Annotated in this window: 11 protein-coding genes; 7 read left to right on the top strand and 4 right to left on the bottom strand. The window is 62.1% G+C overall.

What is annotated here, in order from left to right; all coding sequences use genetic code 11:
* Nucleotides 1-6 precede the first annotated feature (6 nt).
* From IE125_RS02285 to IE125_RS02270, 4 genes are all read right to left on the bottom strand, one after another.
* On the bottom strand, nucleotides 7-1,419 hold the full coding sequence (locus IE125_RS02285; protein WP_189442954.1) for an AlkA N-terminal domain-containing protein: 1,413 nt from the start codon (nucleotides 1,417-1,419) through the stop codon (nucleotides 7-9).
* 236 nt (nucleotides 1,420-1,655) lie between these two features.
* A complete protein-coding gene (locus tag IE125_RS02280) occupies nucleotides 1,656-3,806 on the bottom strand; it encodes a YjbH domain-containing protein (protein WP_229808875.1) in 2,151 nt (716 codons plus the stop codon).
* A gap of 29 nt (nucleotides 3,807-3,835) precedes the next feature.
* Nucleotides 3,836-4,648: a capsule biosynthesis GfcC family protein gene (locus IE125_RS02275; protein ID WP_189442953.1), complete on the bottom strand. Its 813-nt coding sequence runs from the start codon at nucleotides 4,646-4,648 to the stop codon at nucleotides 3,836-3,838.
* Between the two features lie 291 nt (nucleotides 4,649-4,939).
* Nucleotides 4,940-5,689, bottom strand: a complete 750-nt coding sequence (locus tag IE125_RS02270) for a YjbF family lipoprotein (RefSeq protein ID WP_189442952.1) — start codon at nucleotides 5,687-5,689, stop codon at nucleotides 4,940-4,942.
* 1,254 nt (nucleotides 5,690-6,943) lie between these two features.
* On the opposite strand from IE125_RS02270, the gene IE125_RS02265 reads away from it, so the two are divergent.
* From IE125_RS02265 to cysD, 7 genes are all read left to right on the top strand, one after another.
* Nucleotides 6,944-8,116, top strand: coding sequence for a polysaccharide export protein (locus IE125_RS02265; protein ID WP_189442951.1), 1,173 nt, complete (start codon nucleotides 6,944-6,946; stop codon nucleotides 8,114-8,116).
* Nucleotides 8,116-8,553 carry a low molecular weight protein-tyrosine-phosphatase gene (locus IE125_RS02260; protein WP_189442950.1) on the top strand — a complete coding sequence of 146 codons (438 nt, stop codon included), beginning with the start codon at nucleotides 8,116-8,118 and terminating at the stop codon, nucleotides 8,551-8,553. The genes IE125_RS02265 and IE125_RS02260 overlap by 1 nt, the downstream gene beginning before the upstream one ends.
* 33 nt (nucleotides 8,554-8,586) lie before the next feature.
* Complete coding sequence (locus IE125_RS02255) at nucleotides 8,587-10,791, top strand: polysaccharide biosynthesis tyrosine autokinase (RefSeq protein ID WP_229808874.1); 2,205 nt, start codon at nucleotides 8,587-8,589, stop codon at nucleotides 10,789-10,791.
* A 73-nt stretch (nucleotides 10,792-10,864) separates the two neighbouring features.
* Nucleotides 10,865-12,625: an SLC13 family permease gene (locus IE125_RS02250; protein WP_189442948.1), complete on the top strand. Its 1,761-nt coding sequence runs from the start codon at nucleotides 10,865-10,867 to the stop codon at nucleotides 12,623-12,625.
* Nucleotides 12,625-14,007, top strand: coding sequence for a lipopolysaccharide biosynthesis protein (locus tag IE125_RS02245; protein ID WP_189442947.1), 1,383 nt, complete (start codon nucleotides 12,625-12,627; stop codon nucleotides 14,005-14,007). The genes IE125_RS02250 and IE125_RS02245 overlap by 1 nt, the downstream gene beginning before the upstream one ends.
* The gene (gene cysQ, locus IE125_RS02240) at nucleotides 14,007-14,852 is read left to right on the top strand and encodes a 3'(2'),5'-bisphosphate nucleotidase CysQ (RefSeq protein ID WP_189442946.1); all 846 of its coding nucleotides are present in this window, start codon (nucleotides 14,007-14,009) and stop codon (nucleotides 14,850-14,852) included. The genes IE125_RS02245 and cysQ overlap by 1 nt, the downstream gene beginning before the upstream one ends.
* A 68-nt stretch (nucleotides 14,853-14,920) precedes the next feature.
* On the top strand, nucleotides 14,921-15,466 hold a 546-nt coding region (gene cysD, locus IE125_RS02235; RefSeq protein WP_189442945.1), incomplete at its 3' end, for a sulfate adenylyltransferase subunit CysD.

The following is a 15,466-nucleotide window of genomic DNA, read 5'->3' as shown; positions in this document are numbered from 1 at the left end:
CGGTTTTCATAGGATGTGATTCCATAGCTGCAGGGTCAGATAGCTGCGCCAGGGCGAGGCGCGCTCTGCGCTCGTATCCTCGTTCAGCGCAGCGTGATCGAGACGTTTCAGCGCGCGCTTGATTCCGAGATCGCTGGCGAGCCAGATGTCCGGATGGCCGGCGCCTCGAAACGCCGCGACGTCTGCCGTCCACGGGCCGATGCCCTTGAGCTGTGTCCAGGATGCCGGGTCATCGCCGATCTCCCCGGTAACATACGCATTCGCCAGCCGGCCAAGCGTGTCGCGGCGACTGGCCGGCATCCCGAGAAAGGCCAGGTCACTGCCGGCGATGGCCGCCGGCGTCGGAAATCGGACGCGGCCCTGGGCATCACGTTCGCCAAGGGTGTCGACAAGCCGCTGGGTCAGCCGGTTGGCCGCCGCGATCGAGACCTGCTGGCCGAGAACGGCGCGGATGCCGGCTTCGAATATCCCCCAGCTGCCGGGCAGGCGCAGACCGGGCGTGAGCGCCAGGCCCGGGTAGGCGTTGCCAAGATGGGTTTCGATGATTGTCGTGTCGGCATCCAGATCGAGCAGCTGACGAATCTGGCGCACGATGGCGTTGAGCTGATCCAGTCGGTCCAGCGCCAGCGAGACATCGAAACGGTGATGGCGGGCATCGTGACAGGCGGTAAAGCTTCCGGTCGTCTCGCCCCAGCGGATCGTGCGGCCGTAGTGATCGTCGCCGATCCACTCGATGCCGTGGGTGAGATGCAGCGCGAAAAAGTGGCGAAGCCGTGACCACTCATAGGGTGGACGATAGGCCAGGCGGAGCGTCAGTGGGCCGGGTTTCGGGGCGCGCTGGCGCCGGATCTCGCTCGGGGTCAGGCCGATATGGCGTTTGAAGGCGTCGTTGAACCGCCTGAGGCTTGAAAACCCGCTCGCAAGCGCGACGTCGGTGACCGGCAGCGTGGATTGGTGCAGTAGCTGCTTGGCGAAGAGGCACTGGCGGTAGAGGGCATAGCGCTTGGGCGAGACGCCGAAGCGTCGCTGGAACAGCTGGCGCAGATAGCGTTCGCCGACACCGAGTCGGTCGCAGAGCTCGGGCAGTTTCTGATGCTGCAGCGCGCCCTGATCGATCAACTGCAGGGCTCGTGTGAAGGTCGTTTGACTGCCGCGCCAGGCCGGGGACTCCGGCGCGCTGTCCGGGCGACAGCGCAGGCAGGGGCGATAGCCGGCGCTGGCAGCGGCAACGGCGGAGCCGTAGTAGTGGACGTGAGACTCTCGCGGTAGCACCGCGGGACAGATCGGACGGCAATAGATACCGGTGGTCGTCACGCCGATGAAGAAACGGCCGTCGAAGCGCGGGTCTCGCGACAGGCGCGCCTGTTGGCACTGCGCCGCGGTTAGGGTCAGGCTGTCGTCGTGAAGGCGCTGCGTCATTTCGGATATCCGCCGTGGCATGAGAGAGGCTATCCCGATTCGACCTCGAATCGGCCGCTCCCGTCGTCGAGCTGGCCACAGTGTAGCGCGTTGGCGCCATCGAACTGGCCGGATTCGGCACTGGACGTCGCCGCCGGCATCACAGCGTGATTTCGGACGAGGGCGGCGCCCTGAGGCGCCGTCCTTGTCTGCCGAAGCACGATATCTATGACAGTACGATGTCCGCGCAAGTCCGATCACTTCCAGACGTCGTCGTACGTATCCCAGTAGTTGCCCATGTCTCGATCATTGGTCAGGCCATAGAGGGTGTAGCGTCGCGCGAGGCGAGCTCCGCCGTCGCGGGTCAGCGGTTGCCAGGCGATGGTCGTGCTGTTGCGACTGGAGCTGGTGAAGAAGGCATCGAAGGGAATCGAGACGTAGAGCCCCTTGTCGAAACTCCCTTCGCCGTAGTCGTCACCGGCATCGGTGAAGGTGGCCCAGGCGCCGACCCGCACGCCCGAGTCGAACTGGCGCGAGAAGTCGAACGTCGTGCCGATATCTCCGGCGAGATAGCGACCGACGCTGATCTGCGCCAGGACATCCTCGACACCTGTCTGAATGTAGGCGGTCGCATGGCCGGTCCAGGTATCGTAGTCGCGCATGTCGAAACGCTGGTCGAAATCGCGCTGCTTGACCCAGTTGAGGTCGACGCCGAACGCCACGCGACTGTCGAACGGGCGATAGAGCACCTCGCCCCCGGCGCCGGCATACATCATCTCCAGAATCCCGCCGTAGGCCATGCCGTACCAGTCCTCGCCGAAGCGCGCCGTGCGGGTGTACTGGAGGTTGTAGATTCCGAGGCTGGTCTCGTCCAGATAGTTGCCGATGTAGGTACGTACCCGCGGCAGCTTGGAGCTGGCGATGTAGTCGTAATTGTCGAAATTGTCGATCAGGTTGAGTGCGGCCTGACCGCTGAACCAGCCGTTGGCGTCGGTGCGATATTCGGCGTCCAGCTTGGCGTAGAGCTGATAGAGATAGCCGTCGGGCCCGCCGAGGTTCTGGTTGAGACCCGGAGAGAGATTCCAGCTGAAGCTGGCGAGGTCGTCGTCATAGAGCGTTTCGCCGTGCGGCGCCTGGTCGTCGGGTTGGGTCAACGCGGATGCATACAGCCCGTAGTGATACTGCTGATCGTAGGCGGTCGATGTCGCGGCGTTGACGAAGGCCTGGCGGTCGTGGACGTCGTCCCGCAGCCCGAGACCGACGCTCTCCCAGCGATAGCGATAGGTGTCGATGTCATCGCTGGTATGGTTGTTCAAGATGCGGTTGGCGCGAGTCTCGCTCTCGAGCAGGGAGCGGTATTTGGTGGCCTCCGCCTCGACGATGAGTTCGTCGCCGTCCCGTGTGACGCGCCGCACCCGCATGCCGGCGTTGGTTGCCAGATCGTCGCTGACGTCGTTCCAGTTCCGGGTCGTGCTGGCGGGCGCGGGCTCGATGGGCGCCGGCCGTGGGTCGGCCGTCTTGGGCTGCGACAGACCCGCGAGGTTTCCTCGGAACGTGATGCCGAACATGGCCGTGTTGCCGCGTTCGAAGCCTGCGCTCAGCGAGACGTTGTCGTTGAGATCCAGGCGGGCGCCGACGTTGATCGGTGAATCCTGCGTCTGCGGGTTGTCCAGTGGCTCGTTGCGATAGTCGTTGCCGTCATATTCGAGCTGCAGCGTCAGCGGCTGCCAGGGTGTCTGATATTCGACCCCGCCGAACAGGCCGAGATTGCCGGCGAAGAGATCGCCGAGCTCGAAGTCGCCGGCCTGATCCGGATTCTGGGTCGAGCGCGCATCGAATCGGCTCGAGACAGCGGACAGCGGGTTGTCGAGACTGCTGCCGTTGGCCAGATATCCCCAGCCCAGCCCGAGCGTGAAGTCGAAGTCGTACCAGCGTTTGCTGGCGACCAGGTATTCACTGCCGAAGAGCCCGGTACCGCCGAAGTCGCGGAAACCGAGCGCAACGGCCGGCGTGTATCGGTTTTCCTCGAGCAGGCGGAGCTTGAAGTCGACGCCCTTGTCGAGATAGGAGCGGTCGTCATCGCCCGAGGCGCGATAGTCCTGGTTGAGCACGGCGGTGTAGCGAAAGCCCGCCTCCAGCCAGTCGAGCGCCTGGACGCTGACGTTGTAGCGATTGTAGGGCGAGACATGACTGGCATTCAGCGAGATATCGCCGAGCGGCGCCATGCGCGCGGTCGGGGTCTGCATCAGGCCGACGCCACCGAAGTCGGTTCGCGCCTGCCCCAGATCGGCGTGGGCGACAGGCGCCTGCGCCAGCAGCAGCGGCAACGGCAGCATCGGTAACGTGAAACCGATGGCGGGGGGCACACGGCGGGCGGCGCAGAAGCGGCGTTTTGCGATTTTCGTCATGGGCCTGGCTTAATGATCCTGGGATTCACTTAGGGATAGAGCGTCGCGGTATCGACGGTGGTGCATTCGTCACCCGGTACTCGTGTGGCAAGAAACTGCGGCAAAGCGCTGTCGACCCAGCGTGCGCTCACGGCATCCAGCGGCAGGTCGACGACGATCCGGCTGCCGGGTGTCAGTGACGCCGGCTGGTGATTCCAGGCTGCGATTCCGATGTCGCGAACATCGCCCTGCGGTGTGATCACCCGGGCCTGGTCAGCGTTGGCGTAGGCGGTGCCGGGTAATTCGGCCAGCAGATCGTCGACGGTCATGGCCGGTTGCCACGGCTCGCGCGTTACGCCGAGCGGGGTCCAGGCCTCCACCCAATCGGGTGTCTGGCACCAGCCCATCTCGTCGATCTGCGAGGCCAGCGGCACTTCGCGAAGATGTGCCATGAGCCAAGTCGGATCGACCCGTCCGGGCACCCGGCCGGCATCGAGTTTTGATAGCGCGCTTTGCCAGGCGACAAGCCCCTCGGCGATCTGCGGATGATCGAGAAGCCGAAACTGCAGGCTGAGGTTCTCGAGTTCCGCCGTGAGTCGCCGTTGCAGCTGGCGCTCCTCGGGTGCCAGCTCGTCGCGCACCACGAATGCGCGGGACCAGTTGACCGGCGCTTCCTGCTCGACGGTGAGCCAGGCATCGAGAAGCGTGGGCGGCGTGTCACTGGTCTGACGACCTTCGATATCAATCGTGAAGAGGGCGGGGGGCTCGCTGTCATCGGTCGGCGCCGTCGACTGCGCCGTGGCGAAAGTGGCCGCACTCGCCAGCAGCGACACCATCACGAGTTGCGCCAGGCGTCGGGCCACTACCGACCGGGGTCGCACAGCGCACGATGCTTGCCAATCGCGTCGCGCGATCGTCGGTCTGTTGGTCAGTGGCTTCATGAACGTCCCTGTTCCCTTTCCGGCAAGTCTCTATTCAATCCCGGATGGTGTCTGTTCAATTCGGGATGGTCTCTATTCAATTCTCGTTGGTTTCCATTCAATGCTGGCTGGTTTCCAGTCAATGCTGGATAGTCGCTGCCCATTTCCCGCAAGTCTCGGTCCTCACCCAAGGCAATTCGGCTGGCGCTACGGCTCGAGGGCCGAGCGAGACACTCAGTCGTCGGCCGTCTGCCACGGCCTTGCGATCCGCCACGAGAATGTCGGTCCATCGGGCCACGGTTGGGTGTCCACGGCCCATAGCCTGTGGTCTGTCGGCGAACGCCATAGCGTGCTGGTCGTGGTTTCACCGTCATCCCAGGTCAGCGTTTCGAGGCACGCTTGGAGCGTCTGTGTCGTCAGCGGTAGTTCCAGCTCGACCGGATCGCTATCGCACTGCAGAGCCCCGCGAGCATGACCGTGGTGGGCTTGCCCATCGGCAGTGCGCCACTCCCGTTCGATCCCGTAGTGCCCGGTTGGCTGCGAATCGCGCCAGGGCTGACTATCGGAGGCGTCGAATCGCGTGTCGATCAGATCGCTCGGCAGTCCCGCGCTGCTTTTCAGGTAGCCGTTCTGCAGAGCGACAGTCGCGTTGTCCGAAAATTGCCAGTAGGTCAACGCGTCGGCCTGCTCGGCAAGAATGATCAGTCCGCCGTTGCCATCAACTTTGAAATCCAGCGATGCATAGGGCGTGTCATTGGCCTGCGTGGCGATATCGTCCCCTGTGGCTCCCTCGAGCAGACTATTGATCGATGGACTCTCACCCAGCGCGCAGCCGGTCATGGCCAACGGTAAGGCAAGCATTGCCAGAAGGGCCGGGAAATCCTTGACGCGCACACGGTGCGAGAGTGGCTGGCGGGAATCGAATAGACGAAAGAAGACCGCCCGAGGGCGGTCTTCCAGGCAGTAATGACGTACTGCTGCCATTACCGGGTCCCGGTCGTGCCGGTAGTACCGGTCGTACCAGTTCCGCTTGTGCCATCGCTACCGCCTGCGGCAGCCAAGGCGCCAACCGATGACGCAGCCGAGCTTGCGGCAGCAGCGGATGCTGTCGAAGCGTTGGCTGCGCTACCGGCGCCGGCAGCTTGACCGACCGCCACTTCTTGCGCGGCAGCAACTGAAGAGACAGCCATAAGTGCGACTGCCATGATGGCTAGCTTCTTCATGGGTCCTCCTGGTTTGTTGGTTGAGCCAAAACGTTGGTTAAACCAACCACGTGGTCCGAAGACCATCTTCATTTTTACCAATATTATGCGTCGCGGCAATTACAAGTTGTCAATTAATGAGAAAACGCGCCTTTAAATTGTCGGGAATGACCGACATGACGTTATTGCACCGGAAGGGAACGAGTTAAAATTAGCTTTGGTCATCGTGGTGCGGAATGGTGATTGTCGGTTATGTTTTTGTCTGAATCATTATTTTAACAGTATGTAAAAACCGTCTTCTGGATGTCGGATTTTAGGGACATTTATGAAGAGGCTCGCCCGCGAAGGCCGAATATTAATTAGGAAAAGTGAGTCTCAGGGGCAAAAAATCGCGGTCCAGAAAGGCTTAGGTCATTCTGAAAGTCCCATGAAACCTAGCCTAAAGTCTATAAGACCATGATTCACAGCAAAGTTTTTCAGGTCTGAATATTAGTATTTCAAAATGTATGCAGTGCGGCAGTCTTGTATGTGCCGCGTTCTTTTATGTGTGTCGATGGGCTATTGTTCGTCCCCACCCTGTCGCAGATTCGTCACGTCAAGTCGGTATCAATGGAAACCATCTAAGGCAGCAAGATGAGGTTTCGTTTTTTTTGCACGATGTTTTTGACGGATTTGTAACGCATTGGTTGTCGCTTTGTTGTGGTTTGACAGTCATGGCACGAGATTCGCATTGTTTGATTTGGGGCGGGCTGTGCGACAAGGATAGGCGTCCCCAAAATACGAACTTGCACTGACGTCGATGTCTCGTTGGGCAAGAGGTAATGGGGGAAAGTTCAAGGTGAAAGATAAATAAACGACGGCTTCGGGGATCGCCGGATAAACCTCGGGGCGGTAGCGTGTCTTTAGCTTTTTTTAGTTAATTAATCTGGGATGTCCGGAAGGTCTCATCGCCCGGTTGCGCCTGGGCTTTGTGTCGCATCACTCGACGACAAGCAGAACGCGGGAACCCATCAGGATGAAAGGACGGTCTACAGGGATGACGTATTTTCGTGAGGGGCGTCGACGCTCACCTTTTGCTCTTCTGGCCGTTGTGGTCTCTCTCGGTTTGAACGGGTGCGCGTTCGCGCCGGGCGGACATATCGGTTACGACACCGACTCCGCACCCATCGACGATCTCGTGGATGTCGAGCCGATCACGCTCGGGCTAGTGAGAGCGGAACAGATGGCGGGCGACGCCGAGACGGGCAAGACCTCGTCGATGGCGCTGTCGAATGCTGTCTCTCCTGCCAAGCGTCAGTCGCTGGCCGACGGCTATCAGTACCATATCGGCATTGGCGATGTGCTCTCGATCATCGTCTACGATCACCCCGAACTGACGATTCCCGCGGGCAGCGAGCGCCCGACGGAAGACTCGGGTAGCACGGTCTATAGCGACGGTACGATCTTTTACCCCTACGTCGGACGTATTCCGGTCGCCGGCCGCACGGTCGAGGAAGTGCGTTCGGAGCTGCAGCGCCGGCTGGCGACCTATATCACCGAGCCACAGGTCGATGTGAAGGTGGCGGGCTTCCAGTCGCAGAAAGTCTATGTCACCGGTCAGATCGAGCAGCCGGGAGTGCTGCCCATCACCAACGTGCCCATGACGGTGCTCGACGCGATCAACACAGCCGGTGGTCTGAACGGCGACGCAAATTGGCACGATGTGGTGCTGACTCGGGGCGATAGAGAATTTCATATCGACGTCTACGCCATGCTCCAGAACGGCAACCTCGAACAGAATCGGCTGCTCAAGGACGGCGACGTGCTGCATGTCTCCGATCTCGGTAACCAAAAGGTGTTCGTGATGGGCGAGGTGATGGACCCGGTCACGCTGCCGATGGGCAATTCTCGTCTATCGCTCACCGATGCGCTCTCCGAGGCCGGGGGCATGGACGAGGCACAGGCCAACGCGAAGGGGATCTTCGTGATTCGCCAGGCGCCGGCCGATAGCGGCAAGCTGGCGACGGTCTATCAGCTGGATGCGCGCAACGCCACCGCGCTGGTACTCGGCGCGCAGTTCATGCTGCAGCCCACCGACATCGTCTACGTCACGGCGGCGCCGCTGAGCCGCTGGAACCGCGTCGTCAATCAGCTGACGCCAACCATCAGCTCCGTCTACCAGGTGACCCGAGCCACGCGTGATTTCGACGAACTGCGGGACGGTAACTGATGTTCGATCACATCCTCGTACTCTGCACCGGCAATATCTGCCGTAGCCCGGTTGCCCAGGCGCTCATGCAGCAGCGGTTCCCCGACAAGCGGGTCGAGTCCGCAGGGCTGGGCGCGCTGGTCGGCGCGGGGGTCGATGCCAATGCCGGCAGGCTGGCGGCCGATGCCGGGCTCGATCTCTCCGGCCATGTGGCTCGCCAGGTGGATACGGCGATGCTCTCCCAGGCTGACCTGATACTGGTCATGAGTGAAGGGCAGCGCCACGCCGTTGCCGAGCGTCATCCGCCGGCCTCCGGCAAGACCCTGCTGATGACGCGCTGGGTCGGTGGCGAGGACGTCCCCGACCCCTATCGCAAGAGCAGAGACGCTTTCGAGCACGTTCATCGGCTGCTGGTGGATGCCGCCGATGGATGGGTCGACAAGATGCCCGGTCGTTAAAAAGGATGCGCTGAAAGGATGTCAAAGGCCCCTATGAACACGAGCAACACTGCACCGTCAGCCGACGCCGGTAGCCACGAAGAGATCGATATTCGTCGGCTGCTGGGCATTTTGATGGATCACAAGAAATGGATCCTGGTGAGTGTCGTCGTCTTTGCGCTGATCGGATTCATCTACGCCAGCCTGGCGACGCCGATCTATCGCGCCGACGCACTGATCCAGATCGAAAGCTCCGCACCGGGCAAGAATCCGCTGCAGGAGGTCTCGAGCCTGTTGGGACAGGAGCCACCGACGCTCTCCGAGATCGAGATCATCCGCTCGCGGATGGTGCTGGGGCGGGCCGTGGATCTGCTGAATCTGGATGTCAATGTCTCTCCCGTGACGCTCCCCGTGATCGGCACCTTCCTCATGCGACACGGGCTGGGACGGCCCGGGTTCGCCGATGGCTGGGGCTACGCCTTTGCCGGCGAGAATGTCGCAGTCAGCGAGATGCCCGTGGCCGATAGTCAGCTCGGCAAGACCTTCACGCTCAAGGTCAAGGACAGCTACACCTACGAACTGCTCGATGCCGATGGCAACGCACTCGGTACCGGCAAGGTCGGGCAGTTGAGCAGCTTTCTCGGCGGCGACGTTTCGCTGCGTGTGACGACGATCGATGCGCCGGCCGGGGCTGAATACACGATCCAGCATGTGCCGAGACTCGCCGCTATCAACGGGCTGCGCGGGCGCTTCACCGTGGCCGAAGCGGGTAGCGAGACGGGCATTCTGAGCTGGAGTCTGACGGGAGCCGATCCGGAGGCGACGCAGAAGGCGCTCAACACGATCGCTGACATCTACTACTCGCAGAACGTACAGCGGCAGTCCGAGGAAGCGCGCAAGAGTCTCAAGTTTCTCAATAGTCAGGTGCCACAGATCCGCGATGAGTTGAACGCGGCCGAGGAAAAGCTCAATGACTACCGTGAGTCGAAGGACAGCGTCGATCTGTCGATGGAGACGAAGTCGGTCCTCGATCGTATCGTCAACCTGGAGTCCCAGCTCAATGAGCTCGAGATGAACGAGGCCGAGATCTCGCAGCGCTTCACCAAGTCGCACCCGACCTACCAGGCGCTGCTCGAGAAGAAGGCGCAGTTGCAGCGGGAGCGCGACAATCTGAACAAGCAGGTCAAGGGGTTGCCGGAAACCCAGCAGGCGATTTTGCGGCTGCAGCGTAACGTCCAGGTGACCAACGAGATCTACGTTCAGCTTCTGAACAAAGTGCAGGAGACGAAGATTTCGGAAGCGAGCACGGTAGGCAACGTGCGGATACTCGACCGTGCCGAGGCGCTGTCGGCGCCCGTCTCGCCGCAGAAGACGCTGCTGATGGCGGTTTCCATCATCGTCGGCTTGATCGTCGGGGTGGCGGGCGTATTCCTGCGAGCGTTGTTCAACCGCGGCATCGAGACTCAGGAGCAGATAGAGGCGCTGGGAATTCCGGTCTACGCGACGATTCCGCTGTCCGATGAGCAGAGCAAGCTCAACCGTCGCGTGAAGGGCAGTGACAAGTCGCAGAGTCGTAGCTTTCCGGCTGGCCTGCTGGCGGCGCGCAACCCGGCGGATGTCTCCGTCGAGGCGCTGCGCGGGCTGCGCACCAGCCTACACTTCGCCATGCTCGAGGCGGCCAACAATCGACTGATGATCACCGGTCCCAGTCCCGGCGTGGGCAAGAGTTTCGTCAGCGTCAATCTGGCGGCGGTCTGCGCGCAGGCCGGACAGCGAGTACTGGTGGTCGATGCCGACATGCGCAAGGGCCAGGTGCACAGCGTATTTGGCGAAAGTTCGGAAGGTGGGCTGAGCGACGTGCTTTCCGCCAAGCGCTCGCTGGAGGACGTCACTCGTCACGCCGAGAACATCGAAGGACTCTCCTACATTTCTCGGGGGATGGCGCCGCCCAATCCTTCCGAGCTTCTGATGGGACCACGATTCAGCGAATTCCTGGCAACGGTCAGCGAGCGGTTTGATCTGGTGATCATCGACTCGCCGCCGGTGCTGGCGGTGACCGACGCCGCCATCATCGGCGACCAGGTGGGTACTACGCTGATGCTGGCGCGCTTCCAGCTCAACCCGGTCAAGGAACTCGATCTGGCGATCAACCGACTCAGAACCGCGGGCGTCGAGCCCCGCGGGGCCATCCTAAATGCGGTAGAACGTAAGGCGGCTACCGAATATGGGTATGGTTATTATCATTACAGCTACAAGTGACGTTTCAATTGGCGCACTCTCTGGGAACGTCGGGTCTACCGACATGATCTGAACTGTTGATGGCGCTGAATGCATGTCTCTTGAAGCCTACTTTTCTCTTGGCCTGGTCGCCTGTGTGCTGGGCGCTCTGGCCACCAATCGATTTCCTACCGATGCCATCCTCGTCGGGGCGATGGCACTGCTCATCGTGACCGGTGTGCTCTCGCCGCAGCAGGCACTGGCAGGCTTCGGCAATAGCGGCGTGATCACCATCGCCGTGCTGTTCGTCGTCGCGGCCGGGCTCAAGGAGACCGGTGCGGTGGACTGGATCGTCCAGCGCGTGCTCGGCATGCCGAGCAACGAGCGTATCGCCCAGCTACGCATGATGGTCCCGACGGCGCTGTTGAGTGCCTTCATGAACAACACCACCGTCGTGGCAATGTTGATCCCGGCGGTGCAGGAGTGGTGCCGGCGCCTGCAGATGTCGCCATCGCGGCTGCTGCTGCCGCTGAGCTATGTCGCCATTCTGGGTGGCACGATGACGCTGATCGGCACCAGTACCAATCTGGTGGTCAACGGGCTTCTCCAGCAGAACGGCGAGGGGCTGGGCATCTTCGACATCACGCCGTTGGGCATTCTGGTACTGCTGGCCGGGGGCAGCGTGCTCTATCTCTCGGGACGCTGGATGCCCGATCGTCAGGGCGCGAGAGGGCAGCTCTCGAAAGTTCGCGAATATGGCGTCGAGTGCGTGGTGGAAACGAAGGGCCCCGTCGTCGGCAAGCGAATTGCGGAAGCGGGCCTGCGTCGGCTGTCTCACGGCTATCTCGCCGAGCTCGAGCGTGACGGCGAGCTGTTTACCGCGGTCAGTCCGGATACGGTGCTGAAAGCGAATGACCGGCTCTTCTTCGTCGGCTCGCCGGAGTGCGCTCAGGAGCTGCGCGCGCGCAACGGGCTCAAGCCCGCCAATGGCGACGTGGACACGCTGCCGATGGCGCATATCCACCGTAGCCTGACCGAGGTCGTGCTGTCGCCGGAGTTCCCCGGCATCGGACAGACCGTCAAGGAGGCCAGGTTCCGGACGCGCTATCACGCCGCGATTCTGTCGATCTCCCGCCACGGTCAGCCGATGCAGGGCAAGCTGGGCGACGTCAAGCTGCAGACCGGTGACACGCTGCTGGTCGAGGGCGGTCGAAGCTTCGCCGACGTGCATCGCAACAGTCGCGACTTTCTGCTGGTCAGTGGTCTCACGGACTCCAACCCGCCGGACCACCGCAAGGCACCGCTGTCGCTGGCGCTGCTGCTGGGTTTGGTGGTGAGCTCGGCGATGGGGTGGCTGTCGATTCTGCAGGCGGGGTTCCTGGTCGCTGGTCTGATGATCATGACCCGCTGTCTGACGGCGACGCAGGCGCGCAAGTCGGTCGATTTCAGCGTACTGATCGTCATCGCCTCCTCGTTTTCGCTGGGCGAGGCGCTGGATGTCACTGGCGCGGCCAAGGGGATCGCCGACGGGCTATTGTCACTGGGGCTCGATAGCCCCTGGCTGACGCTGGTGGCCATCTATCTGCTGACCACGATCTTCACCGAACTGATCACCAACAATGCGGCGGCGGTGCTGATGTTCCCCATTGCGCAGGCGGTATCGACGTCGCTTGATGTGTCGATATTGCCTTTTGCCATCGCGGTCATGTTCGCCGCCTCGGCCAGCTTTCTTACTCCGCTGGGCTACCAGACCAACCTGATGGTCCAGGGCCCTGGCGGATACCGCTTCACCGATTACCTGCGATGGGGCTTGCCGCTGAGTGTCGTGGTCGCGGCGGTGACTCTCTTCGGCATTCCATTTTTCTGGAGCTTTTGATGAGCCAGGCCGCCGTACGTGTGCTTGCCCAGCGGGTCGCCCCGAAGATTCGTGGTGAGCTGTTCATCAACCTGTGCCGCACCTTCGCGGCACGGGGCGTGGCCGCGCTGGGCACGGTGCTGCTCGGCCTCGTGCTGGGACGACTTTACGGTGCGCAAGGGGTCGGGATCTTCGCGCTGGCGCAGAGTGTCATCTTCGGTGCGGGAATCATCGCCTGTTACGGTTTGAACGGCTCGCTGATGCGCTACGTCAGCCAGGACGTGGCAAGCCCCAATATCATGCAATATCTGCGCTGGGCGGTGCTGCGGGCGCTGCTTCTCAGCGTGCTGTTCGGTACCGCGATCGCGCTGCTGCGCAGCCCCATTGCCGCCGCGTTCGATGCCCCGCAGCTGGCGCCCATGCTGCTGGGCATCGCACTGGCCACGCCGGCCTTCACGCTGTCTTTCGTGGCCGCGGGATTTCTCAAAGGCATCGGCATGCCGGCGCGTGCGAGCCTGCAGGAGAATGGCTCGATTTCGTTATGGGCGGCGGTCGCCATCGGTGTCGTGGCGTGGATCGACCCGTCTCGCTCTCTGACGCTGGCCAGCTGGGCATTCTGTTTTGCGGCATGGCTGGTCTGCGGACAGGGCGTCTTTCATTCGCTGCGTTGGCTGTGGCGACATCCTTCGGTGAGCCGCGCCGAGGGCCCGGACGCAACGACCCTGCCGAGCCGCGGGGCGTTCTTCTCCACCGCGCAGAGTTTCATCATGCTCAATCTCTCGATGTTCCTGCAGCAGGTCGTGGGCATGTTCATCGCAGGGGCGCTGCTGGCTCACAGCGATCTTGGGCTGTTCAAGTCTGCCGAGCGCGTCGGCATGATCATCAGCTTCATTCTGCTGGTCATCAACGCGGTCTTCCCGCCGAGATTCTCTCGCCTGTTCCACGAAGGGAAGCACGGCGCGCTCTCTCGTCTCGGGCGCCAGAGTTCGCTGGTCGCCACGGCCATGGCGCTACCGCCGGCACTGCTCTGTCTGCTGTTTCCGGAGTGGGTGCTCGGCTGGTTCGGCCCGGAATTTCACGCGGCTGCCAACCTGCTGCGGATCATCGTCATTGGACACCTGGTCAACGTGGCGACCGGCTCGGTCGCATTCCTGCTGACAATGACCGGGCGCGAAAAGCTGATGCGCAACATTTCGCTGACCTGTAGCGCGATCGGTGTACTGGGTTTTCTCGTACTGATTCCGTTCTGGGGGGCGATTGGCGCCGCGATAGCGCTGACGCTGGTGATCTCCCTACAGAATATCGTGGCTGCGATCGTGGTCTGGAAGGAGATGGGCATCGTCATGCTGCCAATTCCGCTCTCGACGCCTGGCCAGTCGCGACGAACCAAGGAGATAACGTAATGGATGACGAGCAGATCAGGCAGCTGATCGACGCGGTGGATGACGCCGGTGTGGCGGTGATGGCGGTCTACGGACGCGAGATCGCCGTAACCCAGAAGGCCGACGACTCTCCGCTGACCGACGCGGATCTGGCATCGCACCGGGCGCTGGTCGCAGCGCTCGAGAGCATGGAGCCCCGCTTGCCGATCGTTTCCGAAGAGTCGGCCGAGATCGATTTCGCGACCCGCCAGACCTGGGATCGCTACTGGCTGATCGATCCGCTCGATGGCACCAAGGAGTTCATCAAGCGTAACGGCGAATTCACGCTCAACGTGGCGCTGATCGAGAAGGGCATTCCCGTCTTCGGTGTGGTGCACGCGCCGGCTCTCCCCGAAGGACCGACGACCTGGTGGGGCGGGCGAGACAGCGGAGCATTCAAGCGGGTCGATGGCGGCGTCGTCGAGCGTATTCGCGTGCGCCAGCTACCTGATCCCGACCGCGCTCCCTGGCGGATCGTCGGCAGCCGCTCGCATGGTGCGGAGACATTCGAGGCATTTTGCGCAAACCTGCCTCGCCACGAAAGAGTCAGCATGGGCAGCTCGCTCAAGCTTTGTCTGGTGGCCGAGGGACTAGCGGATCTCTACCCGCGCCTCGCGCCGACCTGCGAATGGGATACGGCGGCCGCGCACGCCGTGGTGACGGCGGCGGGCGGTGACGTCCTGAATGCCGAGACGCTCGAGCCGCTGCGCTGCAATCAGAAGGAGAGTTACCTCAACCCCTTCTTCATTGTCTGCGGTCAAAGAGATGGGCGATGGGAGCAAGCACTGGAAGAGAGCCTTGCGTTACCCGCCGCCAACGCACAGTGACGTGACGCTGCCACGACCTCTTTTGCCTCGCCGACCTTTCCCGGATGGTGACATACCAAGGACATGACATGACCGAGATCACTCTCGAACGCCAGACCCACCTCAAGCAGCTCGAGGCGGAATCCATTCACATCATCCGCGAGGTCGCCGCCGAGTTCGGTAACCCGGTCATGCTCTACTCGATCGGCAAGGACTCCTCGGTGATGCTGCACCTGGCGCGCAAGGCCTTCTATCCCGGGCCGCCGCCGTTTCCCCTGATGCACGTCAACACCACCTGGAAGTTCAAGGAGATGATCGAGTTCCGCGACAACATGGCCGCGGAAGTGGGAATGGAGCTGATCGAGCACATCAACGAGGAAGGCCGCGCCGCCGGCATCAACCCGTTCGATCACGGCAGCGCCAAGTACACCGACATCATGAAGACCCAGTCGCTCAAGATGGCGCTCGACAAATACGGCTTCGACGCCGCCTTCGGCGGGGCGCGCCGGGACGAGGAAGCCTCCCGTGCCAAGGAACGCGTCTACTCTTTCCGCGACAAGCACCACCGCTGGGACCCCAAGAACCAGCGCCCGGAGCTGTGGAATCTCTACAACGGCAAGGTCAACAAGGGCGAA

This window comes from Salinicola rhizosphaerae, assembly GCF_014652715.1.
Lineage (GTDB): Bacteria > Pseudomonadota > Gammaproteobacteria > Pseudomonadales > Halomonadaceae > Salinicola > Salinicola rhizosphaerae.
The sequence above is the reverse complement of the archived record's forward strand: the minus strand, read 5'-3'. Positions and strand labels throughout refer to the sequence as shown.

Coding starts and splice junctions, on each gene's coding strand:
- IE125_RS02285 (WP_189442954.1), bottom strand. CDS start 1,419: ATGACGCAGCGCCTTCACGACGACAGCCTGACCCTAACCGCGGCGCAG.
- IE125_RS02280 (WP_229808875.1), bottom strand. CDS start 3,806: ATGACGAAAATCGCAAAACGCCGCTTCTGCGCCGCCCGCCGTGTGCCC.
- IE125_RS02270 (WP_189442952.1), bottom strand. CDS start 5,689: ATGGCAGCAGTACGTCATTACTGCCTGGAAGACCGCCCTCGGGCGGTC.
- IE125_RS02265 (WP_189442951.1), top strand. CDS start 6,944: ATGACGTATTTTCGTGAGGGGCGTCGACGCTCACCTTTTGCTCTTCTG.
- IE125_RS02260 (WP_189442950.1), top strand. CDS start 8,116: ATGTTCGATCACATCCTCGTACTCTGCACCGGCAATATCTGCCGTAGC.
- IE125_RS02255 (WP_229808874.1), top strand. CDS start 8,587: ATGAACACGAGCAACACTGCACCGTCAGCCGACGCCGGTAGCCACGAA.
- IE125_RS02250 (WP_189442948.1), top strand. CDS start 10,865: ATGTCTCTTGAAGCCTACTTTTCTCTTGGCCTGGTCGCCTGTGTGCTG.
- IE125_RS02245 (WP_189442947.1), top strand. CDS start 12,625: ATGAGCCAGGCCGCCGTACGTGTGCTTGCCCAGCGGGTCGCCCCGAAG.
- cysQ (WP_189442946.1), top strand. CDS start 14,007: ATGGATGACGAGCAGATCAGGCAGCTGATCGACGCGGTGGATGACGCC.